The 15,437-nt window shown below is 59.1% G+C and carries 16 protein-coding genes; 9 read left to right on the top strand and 7 right to left on the bottom strand.

The window, feature by feature from the left end:
- Positions 1-52: 52 nt before the first annotated feature.
- Positions 53-1,327, bottom strand: a complete 1,275-nt coding sequence (eno, locus tag QMG56_RS17490; RefSeq protein ID WP_281823694.1) for a phosphopyruvate hydratase — start codon at positions 1,325-1,327, stop codon at positions 53-55.
- A 242-nt stretch (positions 1,328-1,569) separates the two neighbouring features.
- Here eno and QMG56_RS17485 point away from each other — a divergent pair, with 242 nt between their 5' ends.
- From QMG56_RS17485 to QMG56_RS17465, 5 genes are all read left to right on the top strand, one after another.
- On the top strand, positions 1,570-2,175 hold the full coding sequence (locus QMG56_RS17485; RefSeq protein WP_281823692.1) for a hypothetical protein: 606 nt from the start codon (positions 1,570-1,572) through the stop codon (positions 2,173-2,175).
- 51 nt (positions 2,176-2,226) lie between these two features.
- On the top strand, positions 2,227-2,625 hold the full coding sequence (locus tag QMG56_RS17480) for a phage holin family protein (RefSeq protein ID WP_281823690.1): 399 nt from the start codon (positions 2,227-2,229) through the stop codon (positions 2,623-2,625).
- Complete coding sequence (locus tag QMG56_RS17475; RefSeq protein ID WP_281823688.1) at positions 2,622-3,008, top strand: hypothetical protein; 387 nt, start codon at positions 2,622-2,624, stop codon at positions 3,006-3,008. The genes QMG56_RS17480 and QMG56_RS17475 overlap by 4 nt, the downstream gene beginning before the upstream one ends.
- Positions 2,992-3,525 (top strand): hypothetical protein, encoded by a 534-nt coding sequence (locus QMG56_RS17470; protein WP_281823687.1) that lies wholly within the window; start codon positions 2,992-2,994, stop codon positions 3,523-3,525. The genes QMG56_RS17475 and QMG56_RS17470 overlap by 17 nt, the downstream gene beginning before the upstream one ends.
- 140 nt (positions 3,526-3,665) lie before the next feature.
- Positions 3,666-3,884: a DUF4170 domain-containing protein gene (locus tag QMG56_RS17465; RefSeq protein WP_230187781.1), complete on the top strand. Its 219-nt coding sequence runs from the start codon at positions 3,666-3,668 to the stop codon at positions 3,882-3,884.
- Positions 3,885-3,888: 4 nt separating this feature from the next.
- Here QMG56_RS17465 and QMG56_RS17460 read toward each other — a convergent pair whose 3' ends face one another.
- The 6 genes from QMG56_RS17460 to carA all read right to left on the bottom strand — a co-directional run bounded on the left by QMG56_RS17460 (position 3,889) and on the right by carA (position 10,350).
- Positions 3,889-4,566 (bottom strand): rhomboid family intramembrane serine protease, encoded by a 678-nt coding sequence (locus QMG56_RS17460; protein WP_281823685.1) that lies wholly within the window; start codon positions 4,564-4,566, stop codon positions 3,889-3,891.
- 37 nt (positions 4,567-4,603) lie between these two features.
- Positions 4,604-5,080, bottom strand: coding sequence for a transcription elongation factor GreA (gene greA / locus QMG56_RS17455; protein WP_230187604.1), 477 nt, complete (start codon positions 5,078-5,080; stop codon positions 4,604-4,606).
- An 80-nt stretch (positions 5,081-5,160) separates the two neighbouring features.
- Positions 5,161-8,499 (bottom strand): carbamoyl-phosphate synthase large subunit, encoded by a 3,339-nt coding sequence (gene carB, locus QMG56_RS17450; protein WP_281823684.1) that lies wholly within the window; start codon positions 8,497-8,499, stop codon positions 5,161-5,163.
- Positions 8,499-8,801 carry a hypothetical protein gene (locus QMG56_RS17445; RefSeq protein ID WP_281823683.1) on the bottom strand — a complete coding sequence of 101 codons (303 nt, stop codon included), beginning with the start codon at positions 8,799-8,801 and terminating at the stop codon, positions 8,499-8,501. The genes carB and QMG56_RS17445 overlap by 1 nt, the downstream gene beginning before the upstream one ends.
- Positions 8,798-9,169, bottom strand: coding sequence for a ribonuclease E inhibitor RraB (locus QMG56_RS17440; protein ID WP_230187601.1), 372 nt, complete (start codon positions 9,167-9,169; stop codon positions 8,798-8,800). Before QMG56_RS17440 ends, QMG56_RS17445 begins: the two co-directional genes overlap by 4 nt.
- Positions 9,166-10,350 (bottom strand): glutamine-hydrolyzing carbamoyl-phosphate synthase small subunit, encoded by a 1,185-nt coding sequence (gene carA, locus QMG56_RS17435; protein ID WP_281823680.1) that lies wholly within the window; start codon positions 10,348-10,350, stop codon positions 9,166-9,168. The genes QMG56_RS17440 and carA overlap by 4 nt, the downstream gene beginning before the upstream one ends.
- Before the next feature lie 155 nt (positions 10,351-10,505).
- On the opposite strand from carA, the gene QMG56_RS17430 reads away from it, so the two are divergent.
- The 4 genes from QMG56_RS17430 (at position 10,506) to rpoD (ending at position 15,368) form a co-directional block, all read left to right on the top strand.
- Positions 10,506-10,958: a GatB/YqeY domain-containing protein gene (locus QMG56_RS17430; RefSeq protein WP_230187599.1), complete on the top strand. Its 453-nt coding sequence runs from the start codon at positions 10,506-10,508 to the stop codon at positions 10,956-10,958.
- A gap of 109 nt (positions 10,959-11,067) precedes the next feature.
- A complete protein-coding gene (locus QMG56_RS17425) occupies positions 11,068-11,415 on the top strand; it encodes a GIY-YIG nuclease family protein (RefSeq protein ID WP_281823678.1) in 348 nt (115 codons plus the stop codon).
- Positions 11,412-13,283 (top strand): DNA primase, encoded by a 1,872-nt coding sequence (dnaG, locus tag QMG56_RS17420; RefSeq protein ID WP_281823676.1) that lies wholly within the window; start codon positions 11,412-11,414, stop codon positions 13,281-13,283. Before QMG56_RS17425 ends, dnaG begins: the two co-directional genes overlap by 4 nt.
- Positions 13,284-13,319: 36 nt before the next feature.
- Positions 13,320-15,368, top strand: a complete 2,049-nt coding sequence (gene rpoD / locus QMG56_RS17415) for an RNA polymerase sigma factor RpoD (protein WP_281823674.1) — start codon at positions 13,320-13,322, stop codon at positions 15,366-15,368.
- The last annotated feature ends 69 nt before the right edge of the window (positions 15,369-15,437 follow it).

Below are 15,437 nucleotides of genomic sequence, written 5' to 3'. Positions count from 1 at the left end.
GCCGATCCCCATTCGAAGCCATGAAATGGATCGGATCGGCAGGACGGCGGGATCAATGGAAAATGGAGCGACCGGCAAAAACCGCAACGTCACCCAGTTCTTCCTCAATGCGGATCAACTGGTTGTACTTGGCCAACCGGTCCGAGCGCGCCAGCGAACCGGTCTTGATCTGACCGCAGTTCGTGGCGACGGCGAGGTCGGCGATCGTCGCATCTTCGGTTTCACCCGAGCGGTGCGACATGACCGCTGTATAACCTGCGCGTTGCGCCATCGAGACGGCAGCGAGTGTCTCGGTCAGGGTGCCGATCTGGTTGACCTTCACCAGAAGCGAATTGGCCAACCCCTTTTCGATACCCATCGACAAGCGCTTGGGATTGGTCACGAACAGGTCGTCACCGACCAGTTGGACCTTATCGCCGACCAGATCGGTGATGGCCTTCCAACCGTCAAAGTCATCTTCGCTCATCCCGTCCTCGATCGACTTGATCGGGTACCGCGCGCAAAGGTCGGCAAGATAGGCAGCCATCTCGTCGGGCGTGAGCGACTTGCCTTCGCCAACCATTTCGTATTTGCCGTTCTTGAAGAATTCGGTCGCGGCACAGTCCAGCGCCAATACGACATCGTCGCCGGGCGTGTAGCCTGCCTTTTCGATGCTCGCCATGATGAAATCCAGCGCATCGGTGGTCGAGGCGAGGTTAGGCGCGAAGCCTCCTTCGTCGCCTACTGCAGTCGCCAGCCCCTTGTCATGCAGGCCTTTTTTCAGCGTATGGAAAATTTCTGCGCCGATACGCACAGCGTCAGCCAGATTTTCCGCACCCACCGGCATGATCATGAATTCCTGAAAATCTATCGGATTGTCGGCATGTTCGCCGCCATTGATGATGTTCATCATGGGAACCGGCAGGACATGCGCCGACACGCCGCCTACATAGCGGTACAGCGGCAAACCGCGTGCGTCGGCAGCAGCCTTGGCCGTAGCAAGGCTTACGCCCAGAATAGCGTTGGCGCCGAGGCGGGATTTGTTTTCCGTGCCGTCCAGCGCAATCATGGCCGCATCGACTTCGCCCTGATCTTCCGCGTCGATCCCCACCAGCGTTTCGGCGATTTCCGTGTTCACGGCTTCGATTGCTTGCAGGACGCCTTTACCTAGATACTTGCTCTTGTCGCCATCCCGCTTTTCGACGGCTTCGTAGGCACCGGTGGACGCGCCTGACGGGACTGCGGCCCGGCCGAAGCTGCCATCCTCCAGCATCACGTCAACTTCCATCGTGGGATTGCCCCGGCTATCGAGGATCTGTCGCGCATGGATATCGAGAATGGCAGTCATTAAGTGTCCCCTGAGGATAAAGTCCGCTTCTGGCGCTTCGCTTAGCCAGCATGACCAATATTGGCAATCGAGGATGGCCCGATAAACACATATCAGCCCGAGATATTCGTAACGAAAGCGATATGATAATGGCGCGGGATGTTGAATGTGGTAACACTTACGGAACCGTTACCGATGGTAAGCATTGAACGAGCGAAGATGCACCCCAAGGTGCGTGGCGCAATACGCAAAAGGAATTGAGCATGGCTGATCCGCTGAACCCCCTGAACGGCAACGATGTCACCACCTCTGCCAAGCGGACCGCATCCAACACAGCAGCAGAGATTGACGGCGCGGCAACGAAGATCGCCGCAGACGCCAAGACCACTGCCCGCAAGGTTGCTGCCGACGTCGAAAGTCGGACCGCAGGCAAGAAAGGCGTGAAGGAAACCGTGAAGGCGAGTGCCGCTTCCGTCAAGGCGGCGGCGGTCAAAGCTACGGAAAATGTCGACTGGAAGGCGCATGGCGAACAGTTGAAAGATCAGGCGACCAAGACGGCGCGCACCGCCGCTGACGCGGCCAAGGAAAAGACCGGTTCGGCAATGCAGAACCTGTCTAAACTGATTTCCGATACCGCCAGCACGGTCGATGCGAAATTGGGTCCACAATATGGCGATTATGCCCGCTACGCCGCCGAAGCGGTGGCCGGTGCGGCGAAATCGCTTGATGAAAAGGACGTCGATCAACTGGTCGGAGACGCGCGCGATTTCGTGCGTAAAAGCCCGGCAGTGGCCATCGGTGCAGCAGCGGTTGTCGGCTTCGTGCTGATGCGTTTGGCCAAGGGTTCGGATTCTTCCGATAAAGCTTGAACGTAGCGGGTTGGTTGCAATCCGACGGAGCAAAACTGTGCGAATGAAATTATGACCGTCGAGATTACGCCGGAAGATTTGTCATCCCATGCGGAGAATGAATGGGTATCGCAGCCTTCGGAAACCGATGACTCAATCGGTGTCGTATTCGCAAGGCTTGTAGATAGCGGCAAGGATTATGCCCAGGCTGAAGTCAATCGACAGCGTTTCAAGGCAGGTGTCATTGGTTCAGCGGCACGGGATGTTGCCATTCTTCTGGGTCTTGCCATCATCCTCGTCTTCGCTTCGACCGTCTCCTTGCTCGTTGGCTTGATCATCGCTCTTTCGCCCATGCTGTCACCTATCGGTGCAACGGCGGCAGTGGTGGGCGGAGCGCTGATCGTTGCAATCCTGTTGGCCCTTGGTGCCAAATCTCGCGTTGGGAAAACAAAAGAGGCACTGAAGTCGTGAATGATCGCATGGACTATCGCGACGTAGCCGCTCTTGCCGATGCCAAAAAGGCGCGGTTTTTGGAAAATGTCGGTATCGCGCGGCTTCGGGTCAGCCCCGCGCGCCTGAAGTCCGATGCCAAGGCAGGCATCAAAAACGCAACAAATAGTGCAGTAGACAAAACCAAACGCACCGTCCGGGAGCATCCGATTGCAACAACCGTTGCAGGCGTCGGCTTATTTGCTTTTGTCTTTCGGCGTCCTCTTTGGGCCCTGATTATTTGGGCCAAAGGGCGCCGTTCCGGTGCCACCGACGACGCCGGAGCGACCGACCAGAGTTTCGTACCAGCACATCCCGCAACAACACAGCCTCAACCGGAGATCTCTGATGAAGAGCGATATTAACGAGAAGCTCGATCGAGCACGTGGCTATGCGGCGGACACCGCCGAAGTCGCTTCCGACAAGTTTAAAGAAGCACGCGACGTAGCCAGCGAAATACTGGCCCGGTCGAAAGAAAAGGCCGCAGTGCTTTACAGCGATGCGCGCGACAAGTCGTATCACGCCGCCGATCGGGCAAACACCTTCGTACAGGAGCATCCCATTGCGGCCACTGCAGCCGCGGCCGTAGCAGGCGCCCTCGTCGCCGTGATCTTTCCAAAAGGTCGCGCGCTTTTGCGCTCCGCCCCCGGCGCGCTGGCGGCTATGGGTTCTCATGTGAACAAGGCAGCGCATGATGCTCTGGAAGTGATCGAACATCGTGCCGATGATGCCCGTGCAACGGCCAGCAGTGCCGCATCGGAGACCCGGTCTGCAATCAGTCACGCCGGTTCGAAGGTAGCCGATGTGGCGGATGCCGCCGTCTCTCGCGCCAAAGATGCGCTCACCGCAGCCAGCAAGGCAGCCGAGAAGCTGCGCAAGTAAGGCGCTTTTTTGAGCGAATTCCGCGACTAGCAAGGCCGGGTTTCTCGTGAACCCGGCCTTTCTTATGGTCGCTGCACTTGGAAAATCATGTGCTGGCTGCTACCGGCATGGTCTTCTCCCGGGAAGCAAGGATAAAGCCATTGAGCAAGATGCATCTGGTTATGGGCGGTCGTGTCAAAGACCCGCAGACCCTAGAATTTGAAGATTTGAGCGCCATCGATCTGGTGGGCGTGTATCCTGATTACGCCAGTGCAGAAAATGCGTGGAGAGCGGCTGCGCAGCGTACCGTGGACGATGCTGAAATGAAGTATGTCGTGGTGCACTTGCATCGGTTGCTGGAACCCGATCAGCCAAAGTAAACAGCTATCGTTTGTTCAACCCGATCGGTCCCTTGCGAAAACGCAGATGCAGGATCGGTCGGGTCAGGACGAGACCGGCAATAAATCCGCCGATATGAGCGCCAACCGCTATCTGGCCCAGTTCCGTCCCCCCGCTGCCGGAAGTGGCCAAGGCGATCATCAACTGGATGATCGTCCACCCTGCCGCCAGCCAGGCTATACGCACTACATTGGCCGAGAATGGCCCGATGGCGCGCACCTTCTGATGGCTGTACATCAGCGCATATGTTCCCAGCAGAGCCGAGATAGCTCCGCTGGCACCTACCATCGGGGCCATGCCGGTCGGATTGAGCGCCCATTCCGCAGCCGCCGCAGCGTACGCCCCTAAAATATACAGCAGCAATAGCAGCTTGGAGCCGAGCACATGCTCCACATACCGGCCGCAAAACATCAGCATCAACATATTGAAGCCAATATGCATCCATCCGCCGTGGACCAACGTAGCGGTAACCGGGGTCAGAAACGCCGGAACATATACCGGCCCCAATGCATGCGCGAACGCACCCGAATTAGTAATCCGGGCCGGAATGAAGCCACCCACGATCGCGGCATAGTCGATCTGCCCCAACCCCCAGGTCAGGACGAACAGGCCAACCGTAACGACTGCCAGCCAGTTCGTCATCCGGCCTGACGGGAGCTTCACGACCCTGCACCCGGCACGATCAGATTAGCCCGCTGGTTCAAACGAACGCGATCTTATCGACCAGATAGAATTTTTCGCCAGCGGGCACGGTCACTTCGACCTCATCGCCCTTTTGCCGTCCGATCAACGCACGACCCAGCGGGCTGTTGTACGAAATCATGCCCGACTTGGCGTCAGCTTCCGCCTGACCCACGATCTGATAGGTCACCGGCTTATCGTCTTCATCCATCAGCGTGACCGTCGCGCCGAACACGATCTTGTCGCCCGACAAAGTCGTGGGGTCGATGATCTGCGCGCGCGAAAGCTTGTCTTCCAGATCGGCGATTGTCGCCTCAACCTGGCCCTGCCGTTCCTTGGCTGCGTGATATTCGGCATTTTCAGAAAGGTCGCCATGGGCACGCGCTTCCTCGATCGCATCGACGATCAACGGACGCTCGGCTTTCAGTTCCTTCAACTGCGCCGTCAGCTTTTCGTAGCCGATCATCAGCATCGGCATCTTTTCGGCGGTCGCCATCTACGTTCCTTTGTCAAATATTCCCTTTGGCGGCCCCTCCGTGCGACGGGCCGTCAGCAGCTTTACTGAAGTGCAGGGATTCAGGTCAGCGACCCGGAATAATAGGATTGCAAGGACCGAACTTCAAGGGGACGGGCCAGTAAAGCCTCAATCGCATCGACAGCCGCCACGCTGGCCGCAGCCGTCGTAAAACTCGGAATCCTTTGTTTGAGTGCACAAGCCCGGATCGACTGACTGTCCTTTAGCGACTGCCACCCTTCGGTCGTATTGAAGATCAAATCCACGCCGCCATCGGTAATGCGGTCGACGATATGCGGACGTCCCTGCGCAACCTTATTGGCTGTTTCGACAGGAATGCCATTTTCCTCAAGGAAGCGGGCGGTTCCCCCGGTCGCTATGATGGCAAAGCCCTGCGCCACAATCTTGCGCGCGGCGGGCAGGATGACGGCCTTGTCGCTGTCCTTGACGGAAATGAACACGGTGCCCGAAGTCGGGAGCATTGTCCCCGCCCCCATTTGCGCCTTGGCAAAGGCCGTCGCGAAATCACCATCGATGCCCATGACTTCGCCGGTCGACTTCATCTCCGGCGAGAGGATGGGATCGACACCGGGGAAGCGCGCGAAGGGAAAAACCGCTTCCTTCACGGCGACGTAATTGATCTTGTGGCGATCGATCTGCGGCAAGTCGCGCAGCATTTCGCCGGCCATCACGCGCGCCGCAATCTTGGCGATGGGTGTGCCGATGGCCTTGGCGACGAATGGCACCGTCCGGCTGGCGCGAGGGTTGACTTCGATGAGGTAGACGTCGCCATCCTTGACCGCGAACTGGATGTTCATCAGCCCCCGAACAGACAGCGCCCTTGCCAACACGTCGGCCTGACGGTCGATCTCGGCAATGATCTCCGCAGACAGGCTGTATGGCGGCAGCGAACAGGCGCTATCGCCGGAATGGACGCCCGCTTCCTCGATATGCTGAAGCACACCCGCCACGACGACATCCTCGCCATCGCACAGCGCATCGACATCGACTTCGATGGCATCGCGCAGATACTGGTCGATGAGGACCGGAGAGTCGCCCGACACCTTCACGGCGGTCGTAATATACTCCTCAAGCTGCGCCTGACCGTCGACGATTTCCATCGCCCGACCGCCCAAGACGTAGCTGGGGCGCATCAGCACCGGATACCCGATGCGATTTGCCACCGCGATGGCTTCTTCCCGGCTGCGCGCGATCCCGTTTGCAGGCTGCTTCAACTTCAACTTGTCGATCAGCGCGGCAAAACGCTCGCGATCTTCGGCCAAGTCGATGGCGTCGGGCGATGTGCCCAAAATCGGGATGCCCGCGTCTTCCAGCGCCTGTGCCAGCTTAAGCGGGGTCTGCCCACCGAACTGCACGATCACGCCGACGAGCTTTCCATTGGAACGCTCGACGTCGAGGATTTCTAGAACGTCCTCTGCGGTCAGCGGCTCGAAATAGAGGCGGTCCGACGTGTCGTAATCGGTGGAAACCGTTTCCGGATTGCAGTTGACCATGATCGTCTCATAGCCCGCCTCTTCCAGCGCGAAGCAGGCATGGCAGCAGCAATAATCGAACTCGATCCCCTGCCCGATCCGGTTGGGACCGCCGCCAAGGATCACGACCTTCTTACGCTCGCTCGGCATCGCCTCATTTTCAGGCTCGCCAAAGCTGGGCGCTTCGTAAGTCGAATACATGTACGGCGTCTTCGCTTCGAACTCCGCGGCGCAGGTATCGATGCGTTTGAAGACTGGGCGCACACCCAGTTTGTGCCGCAGGGCGCGCACTTCGGCCTCGGTGATCCCGCCGGTCATCGCGACGACGGCTTCGCGGATCAAACCCGACCCGCCAGCCACCGCGCGCGACATGCCGGGGCGCAGATTGGCGGACTTGAGCGCCAGCCATGCCAGCCGCTTATCGGAAAAGCCCATCGCCTTAAGCCGACGCATGGAATCGGCATCCTGCGGCAGGCCGTTGTCGAGAACTTCCTGCTCGGCATCGATGATTTCCTTGATCCGCTCCAGGAACCACGGATCATATTTGGCGATGGCGTGTATTTCCGCGACGGTCAGCCCTTCGCGCAACGCCTGCGCCGCGACCAGCAGGCGGTCAGGCGTCGGCTGAGACAGCGCCGCGACGATATCGTCTTTGGGCGCGCCGACCAGATGATCGACGATGTTGAACCCGCTCAGGCCCGTTTCCAGACCGCGCAGGGCTTTCTGCAGCGACTCATGGATCGAGCGGCCAATAGCCATCACTTCGCCCACAGACTTCATCGCGGTGCCGAGCAGCGGCGCTGCGCCCTTGAACTTCTCGAACGCGAAGCGCGGGATCTTGGTCACGACATAGTCGATGGTTGGCTCGAACGACGCCGGCGTCGCACCGGTGATGTCGTTGGTGATTTCGTCGAGCGTGTAACCGACGGCCAGCTTCGCTGCGACCTTGGCAATCGGGAACCCCGTCGCCTTCGATGCCAAAGCCGATGAGCGCGACACGCGCGGGTTCATCTCGATAACGACAAGCCGCCCGTCCTTCGGATTGACTGCGAACTGTACGTTCGAACCACCTGTTTCTACGCCGATTTCACGCAGCACCGCGATACTCGCGTTGCGCATGATCTGATATTCCTTGTCCGTCAGCGTCAGCGCCGGGGCGACGGTGATGCTGTCGCCGGTGTGGACGCCCATCGGGTCGATATTCTCGATGGAGCAGATGATGATGCAATTGTCCGCCTTGTCGCGGACGACCTCCATCTCATATTCTTTCCAGCCGAGCAGCGATTCCTCGATCAGCACTTCGGTCGTCGGCGAAGCGTCCAGCCCGCCGGTCACGATCGCGACGAATTCCTCGCGATTATAGGCTATGCCGCCGCCCGTGCCGCCCATCGTGAAGCTGGGACGGATGATCGCCGGCAGGCCGGTGAACTCCAGGCCTTCCAGCGCTTCCTCGACCGTATGGGCGATGCGCGAGCGGGCGCTTTCCAGCCCGATCTTGTCCATCGCGTCGCGGAATTTGATGCGGTCCTCCGCCTTGTCGATGGCTTCGGCATCGGCGCCGATCATCTGGCAGCTATATTTCTCCAGCGTGCCGTCATTCCACAGCGCCAGCGCCGTGTTCAGCGCCGTCTGTCCGCCCATCGTCGGCAGCACCGCGTCTGGCCGCTCCTTCTCGATGATCTTGGCGACGATTTCCGGCGTGATCGGCTCGATATAGGTCGCGTCCGCCATGTCCGGGTCGGTCATGATCGTCGCCGGGTTGGAGTTCACCAGAATGATCCGGTACCCCTCCTCCTTCAGCGCCTTGCACGCCTGCGTCCCCGAATAATCGAACTCGCACGCTTGTCCGATAATGATCGGGCCTGCGCCAATGATGAGGATTGAGGATATGTCGGTGCGTTTGGGCATTATTGTCCGCCACTCGAGTTCAAGTTAAATTCGACTTTGACATTTCGATCATAAGCCCAAGGAAAGAAGCACTGCTTTAATGGCGCATCGAGCTTTGATCCGGGAATCAAGTCCGCCTGGTCTATCCAAAGTGCGATCGTATTTTCGTCTTTCTGCTCCCAGCGACCGACTGCTGCGGATAGATGACAAATCTCAACAGCTTCAGAAATCTTTGTCACTTTAACTGAATCAGGAGATTGGGGAGCCGATGTCGCGGCGGCCTGGATGAACATGACCGCAGATAAAATAGTGGGAATAATCAATGCATCGCCCCCGTCTGCGCTTCGCAGCCCCAGCCGTCATATTCCACGTCGAACATGATCTCGATCTGGAGGCATTTGCGGGTCAGTGCGCGGATCGATTCCTCGTCGACGGCCTGTTCGCATTCCAGGAACAGATAAGGCTCGCCATCATCCTCGCCTTCCTCGCGGTCCAGTTCGACGAAACCGAACTGGCTGGCGGCTTCGGCAAGGCGCTCCAGGTCCTTTTCGCTGCCCCGGAAGCTGACGTCCACGGCGCGCGGGGTCTTTGCCTTGTCGCCATTGGCGGCGAGGTTGGCGAGGACGTCCTTGTCCGCTTCCCATTCCTCTTCCAGCCGCGCAGGATCGACCTTGGGCAGTTTGATGCTCATGCGTCCGCGCCCTGGCTCTGGAGGCCTGCCACGAACCGCTCGAACAGGTAGAAGCTGTCCTGCGGCCCCGGTGAGGCTTCGGGGTGATATTGCACGCTGAACGCGCGCTTGTCGGTCAGTTCCAGCCCGCAATTGCTGCCGTCGAACAAGGATACATGTGTCGGCTTAACATTGGCGGGCAACGTGTCGGTGTCGACCGCAAAGCCGTGGTTCATGCTGGTGATTTCGACCAGTCCGTCGGACAGTCGCTTGACCGGATGGTTCGCACCGCGATGGCCCTGATGCATCTTCATCGTCTTCGCGCCCGCCGCCAGCGCCAGCAACTGATGCCCCAGACAAATGCCGAATATCGGCACGTTGGCATCCAGCAGGCTGGCGATCACCGGCACGGCATATTGCCCCGTCGCGGCGGGATCGCCCGGACCGTTGGACAGGAACACGCCATCGGGATTGTGCGCCATCACTTCATCCAGAGACGCCGTCGCGGGCAAGACGGTGACCTTCGCACCGGCCTTTACGAGATTGCGGAAGATGTTGTTCTTCGCGCCATAATCTATGGCGACGACATGGGGGCGGCTGGCACTGCCCTCCCCGTTGGTGCTGTATCCGCTGCCCAGCTTCCATTCGCCGCCGTCCCATGCGCGGCTTTCCTTGCTCGTCACTTGAATGGCGAGGTCCATGCCTTCCAGCCCCGGCCATGCCTGCGCCTTGGCGATCAGCGCGGGCAAGTCGAAAGCGCCTTCAGGATCGTGCGCGATCACGGCATTGGGCGCGCCCTTCTCGCGGATCATCCGGGTCAACGCGCGGGTATCGACGCCGGAAATACCGATGCGTCCGTTGTCCTTCATCCACTGATCGAAAGGTAACACGTTGCGGAAGTTGCTCGGCTCGGTCACGTCCTGCCGCACGACACAGCCCAGAGCGAACGGAGTGTCCGCTTCCACATCGTCCAGATTGGTGCCGACATTGCCGATATGCGGGAAGGTGAAGGTCACGATCTGCCCGGCATAGCTGGGGTCGGTCATCACTTCCTGATAGCCGGTCATGGCGGTGTTGAAGCACACTTCACCGACAGCATCGCCGACTGCGCCGAAACCGCGCCCGAAGACGCAGGTGCCGTCCGCCAATACCAATACCCCGCTCGCTCCTTTGGGCACGTTGAGGGTCTTGGCATCTGCCATTGCGAGCGGTCCTTTTTTGCTTTTGATAGGGGCCCGTCTGCGGCGGGTTAAACGGCCGGTCACCTATGCCGGTGGGGCCGTTCGGTCAACTCCTGTTAAAAATCTCTTTTCTCGTTATAGCTGTTTGTTTCCGCCAGACAGGAACTATTTTTCCGATGATTCGTGACGCCATAAAAGCCGCCCAGATCGAAGCGATGAAAGCCGGAGACAAGGAACGCCTTGCCGCCGTGCGGCTGATTTCCGCGAAATTGAAGGACCGCGACATCGAACTGCGCACCGCTACGCAGGTGCCGGAGGACGATGCCATCGTCGTGGACGTGCTGCAGAAGATGGCGAAGCAGCGCCGCGAATCGATCACCATGTTCACCGATGGCGGCCGCGATGAGTTGGCTGCGAAGGAGCAGGCTGAACTGAGCGTCATCGAAAGCTTCCTGCCTGCGCAAATGAGCGAAGAGGAAACCCGCGCCGCCATCGAAGGCATCAAGGCAGAAGTCGGCGCGACGACGCCCAAGGATATGGGTAAGGTGATGGCCGTCCTGAAGGAACGCCACGGCACGGTGATCGACATGAGCAAAGCCAGCGGGCTGGTGAAGGCAGCGTTGAGCTGATCTAAACTCCCCTCCCGCTTGGCGCCCCCGCTCTCCGTTCGTCCCGAGCGAAGTCGAGGGACTTCGCACACACCCTAGACACTCATTAAGGTTGGCGCATACTCCCGAGATGGCATTCTGGGTCTACATCCTCAAATGCGCGGATGGGCGCTATTACACCGGCCATACCGATGATCTGGAACGCCGCATTGGGGAACACCAAGCAGGCGGCTTTTGCGCCTTTACCAGTAAGCGACGTCCTATAACTTTGATGTGGAATCAGCCTTTCGCCACACGGATCGAAGCGCTAGAATCGGAGCGGCGCATCAAGCCGTGGCCACGGGCTAAGAAGGAGGCTTTGATCCGTGAGGATTGGGCAGCCTTGTCGCATTTCAGTCGACCGCCGCGCGAGCGCCCCTCGACTTCGCTCGGGACGAACGGAGGGGGTGACGGAAATCCCCCCGGTGGCAATCCATGATCCTCACCCCGCAATGGCTGGACGAACTGCGCGCTCGCACGACGCTTTCGACGCTCATCGGCAAAAGCATCAAGGTGCAAAAGGCCGGGCGCGAGTATAAGGCCTGCTGCCCGTTCCATAATGAGAAAACGCCCAGCTTCACGATCAACGACGAAAAGGGTTTCTACCACTGCTTCGGTTGCGGCGCGCATGGGGATGCGATCCGCTGGATGACGGAGCAACGCGGCCTGCCCTTTATGGACGCCGTGAAGGAACTGGCCGCGACGGCGGGGATGGACGTCCCTGCCGCCGATCCGCAGGCAGCCAAACGGGCCGAAAAGGCGCAGACCCTACATGACGTAATGCAGGCTGCACAGGACTGGTTCGTCGCGCAAATGGGCGGTGCCGACGGCAATTTCGCGCGGGACTATCTCAAGACGCGGGGAATGCGCGCCGATACGATCAAGGCGTTCGGCTTCGGCTACTCGCCCGACACGCGCGGGCGGTTGAAAGAGGCGCTCAAAACGCATGGCGAGCCGCGCCTGATCGAAGCAGGGCTGTTGATTGACCCGGAAGCGACGGGCGACGCCAAACGCGACAGCTATGATCGGTTTCGTGGCCGCTTGATGATCCCAATCCGCGATCCGCGCGGTCGGGTGATCGCTTTTGGCGGGCGCATATTGGGCGCGGGCGAACCCAAATATCTCAACTCCCCCGACACGCCATTGTTCGACAAGGGCCGCACGCTCTACAATCTCGATCGCGCTTCTCCTGCTTCGCGCCAGTCGGGCCGCGTGATCGTGGTCGAAGGCTATATGGATGTAATCGCACTGGCGCAGACCGGGTTTGCCGAATGCGTCGCGCCGCTGGGCACCGCTTTGACCGAGCATCAGATCGAGCGGCTGTGGAAAATGGTCGAAGTGCCGGTGCTATGCTTCGATGGCGACGCGGCAGGTCAGAAGGCAGCTATTCGCGCCGCCATGCGCGCCCTGCCCCTTCTGCGCCCTGGCCACAGCCTGGCGTTCGCGACCTTGCCGCAGGGGCAAGATCCTGACGATCTGGTTCGTGCTTCGGGCGCTGCGGCATTCGAAACCGTGCTAGGGGATGCCGAACCGTTGGTGGACCGCCTGTGGAATCACGCCATTGCGTCGGGTCCGCTGGATACTCCTGAACAACGTGCCGCGCTTAAGCAGAAGCTGGCGGAATATACAGAAGCGATGACGCACGGCGACGTGCGCGCGCATTACGCCCAGATTTTCCGCGAGCGGCACGACGCCCTCTTTTTCGCCCGGCGCGCTTTCACGCCTAACGCTCCCCGCCCGCAGCGCGGCGCGATGGATCGCAAAGGCCAGTGGAAGCCACCCATCGCTCCGCCCATCAGCGAGACGCGCGCGATTCGCGCCAGCGGGACCGAGGGAATGCTTCTGTGCGGGGTCATTGCCGGACTGTTACGCTATCCTGACCGGATAAAAGAGCATCAGGAAGAACTCTCGACACTGCGAATCGGCGATTCGACCTTGGCTAAGCTTATGGAAAAGCTGTTGTCGGGCGCATTACGCGAAGAAAGTGTTGAAACAGATGGCCTCCTTACCATATTGGGGACAGGTGAATTGTATAATAGGGCGAAAGGGCTGCTCCGGGCCGACGCGCTTACGTTCACTTTTACCCGAAAGAAGGCCGATGAGATTCGCGCTCGACGCGATCTCGATGAGGCCATTCGAGTAATCGCGGCAGGACCGGAGATTGATGCGGCATTGGCTGATGCCACCCGTGCCATGGGCGAAACGCTGGATGAAGCAAGTTATCTGCATCAGCAGAAACTTCGCGAATTGAAAGCGGACCATGAGCAACGGCTGGCGGATCTGATGCAGCCCGAAGACACAGTTTAGCGGTTCCTCTGCGAACCACGGGGTTAAGGCGAGTACATGGCGAGCAAGGCTAATAAAGGCACTACCACCGAAGATACCGATACCGGCGATGCACCGCTGCTCGACCTCAACGAAGCATCCGTAAAAAAGCTGCTCTCGCGTGCCAAGAAGCGCGGCTACATCACCTATGACGAACTGAACAACGCTTTGCCGCAGGACCAGATGTCCTCCGAGCAGATCGAGGACGTGATGTCCGCGCTCAACGACATGGGCGTCAACATCGTCGAAAACGAAGAAGCGTCCGAGGACGGCGACGAAGAAAAGCAGCGTGAAGACGATGCCGCCGACGATGAAGCCGATGACAGCGAGGACGAAGGCTCTCGCCCCGTAGCGGAAAAGAAGAAGGAAACGGTCGATCGTACCGACGATCCCGTTCGCATGTATCTGCGCGAAATGGGCGCAGTCGAACTGCTCAGCCGCGAAGGCGAAATTGCCATCGCCAAGCGGATCGAAGCCGGTCGCGACACCATGATCCTTGGCCTCTGTGAAAGCCCGACCACGTTCAACGCCATTATCGAATGGTCGACCGCGCTGAACAACGGCGAAATGCAGCTTCGCGAAATTCTCGATCTGGACGCGATGCTGTCGAAAGACCCAGCGCCGGAGAGCTTGGAAGAAGGCGCAGAGGACGACGACGGCGAAATCAGCGCCAAGACCGCCGGCCCTTCGTTTAAGGAAGAGGAAGAGCCTGAAGAGGCCTCCGCCGATGCGGACGAAGATGAAGATTCGATGACCGAACGCCGCGCGCCGCGCGTCGAGGAAGACGATGAGGAAGACAACACGCTCAGCCTCGCGCAGATGGAAGAGCAGCTCAAGCCTATCGCGCTGGAGAAGTTTGCGACCATCACCGATATCTTCCGGGCCTTCTCGAAGGCGCAGGAATCGCGTCTGAATGCGATGGCCAACGGCGATGCCTATTCGGCCAAGCACGAAGCGAAGTATCAGCAACTGCGTGAAGACCTGACCGCGCAGGTCGAGAGCGTGCAGTTCCATCAGCAGAAGATCGAATATCTGGTCGATCAGCTCTACGCCTATAACCGCCGCCTGACCGCGCTGGGCGGTCAGATGCTGCGTCTGGCCGAGCGTCATAAAGTGCCGCGCAAGGATTTCCTGGACCGCTATATCAACCATGAGCTCGACGAGGGCTGGATGGCCAGCGTTGCCAATCTCGATAAGAAATGGACGGCTTTCGTCACCAACGAAGGCGCGGCGGTCGATCGCATTCGCAATGAAGTCGGCGAAATCGCTCAGGCGACCGGCATGGCGCTCAGCGAATTCCGCCGCATCGTCAACATGGTGCAAAAGGGCGAACGTGAAGCGCGTATCGCCAAGAAGGAAATGGTCGAGGCCAATCTGCGCCTCGTGATTTCGATCGCCAAGAAATATACCAATCGCGGCCTGCAGTTCCTGGATCTCATTCAGGAAGGCAATATCGGCTTGATGAAGGCAGTCGATAAGTTCGAATATCGTCGCGGCTATAAATTCTCGACCTATGCAACATGGTGGATCCGTCAGGCGATCACCCGGTCGATTGCCGATCAGGCACGGACGATCCGTATCCCTGTCCACATGATCGAAACGATCAACAAGCTGGTCCGCACCAGCCGCCAGTTCCTTCACGAGCAGGGCCGCGAACCAACGCCGGAAGAAATGGCCGAGCGTCTGTCGATGCCGCTCGAAAAGGTCCGCAAGGTGATGAAAATCGCCAAGGAGCCGATCTCTCTCGAAACCCCAATCGGTGACGAGGAAGACAGCCATCTGGGCGACTTTATTGAAGACAAAAACGCGATCATCCCCGTCGATGCCGCCATTCAGGCGAATTTGAAGGAAACCGTAACGCGCGTTCTGGCATCGCTCACGCCGCGTGAGGAACGCGTGCTACGTATGCGCTTTGGGATCGGTATGAACACCGACCATACGCTGGAAGAAGTCGGTCAGCAGTTCAGCGTGACGCGCGAACGTATTCGCCAGATCGAAGCAAAGGCGTTGCGCAAGCTCAAGCACCCTTCCCGCAGCCGCAAAATGCGCAGTTTCCTCGACCAGTAAACCGGCTTGAAAATATTGCTGTTCTTTTACACCGTTTAACTTGGTCTTTACCCCCCTCTGCGTAAGTCT

It is taken from the genome of Sphingobium sp. BS19 (genome assembly GCF_027925545.1).
Lineage (GTDB): Bacteria > Pseudomonadota > Alphaproteobacteria > Sphingomonadales > Sphingomonadaceae > Sphingobium.
The sequence above is the reverse complement of the archived record's forward strand: the minus strand, read 5'-3'. Positions and strand labels throughout refer to the sequence as shown.

Coding starts and splice junctions, on each gene's coding strand:
- QMG56_RS17440 (WP_230187601.1), bottom strand. CDS start 9,169: ATGAGCATCAAACTGCCCAAGGTCGATCCTGCGCGGCTGGAAGAGGAA.
- QMG56_RS17425 (WP_281823678.1), top strand. CDS start 11,068: ATGGCATTCTGGGTCTACATCCTCAAATGCGCGGATGGGCGCTATTAC.
- carA (WP_281823680.1), bottom strand. CDS start 10,350: ATGGCAGATGCCAAGACCCTCAACGTGCCCAAAGGAGCGAGCGGGGTA.
- QMG56_RS17480 (WP_281823690.1), top strand. CDS start 2,227: ATGACCGTCGAGATTACGCCGGAAGATTTGTCATCCCATGCGGAGAAT.
- greA (WP_230187604.1), bottom strand. CDS start 5,080: ATGGCGACCGCCGAAAAGATGCCGATGCTGATGATCGGCTACGAAAAG.
- rpoD (WP_281823674.1), top strand. CDS start 13,320: ATGGCGAGCAAGGCTAATAAAGGCACTACCACCGAAGATACCGATACC.
- dnaG (WP_281823676.1), top strand. CDS start 11,412: ATGATCCTCACCCCGCAATGGCTGGACGAACTGCGCGCTCGCACGACG.
- QMG56_RS17485 (WP_281823692.1), top strand. CDS start 1,570: ATGGCTGATCCGCTGAACCCCCTGAACGGCAACGATGTCACCACCTCT.
- QMG56_RS17470 (WP_281823687.1), top strand. CDS start 2,992: ATGAAGAGCGATATTAACGAGAAGCTCGATCGAGCACGTGGCTATGCG.
- QMG56_RS17430 (WP_230187599.1), top strand. CDS start 10,506: ATGATTCGTGACGCCATAAAAGCCGCCCAGATCGAAGCGATGAAAGCC.
- carB (WP_281823684.1), bottom strand. CDS start 8,499: ATGCCCAAACGCACCGACATATCCTCAATCCTCATCATTGGCGCAGGC.
- eno (WP_281823694.1), bottom strand. CDS start 1,327: ATGACTGCCATTCTCGATATCCATGCGCGACAGATCCTCGATAGCCGG.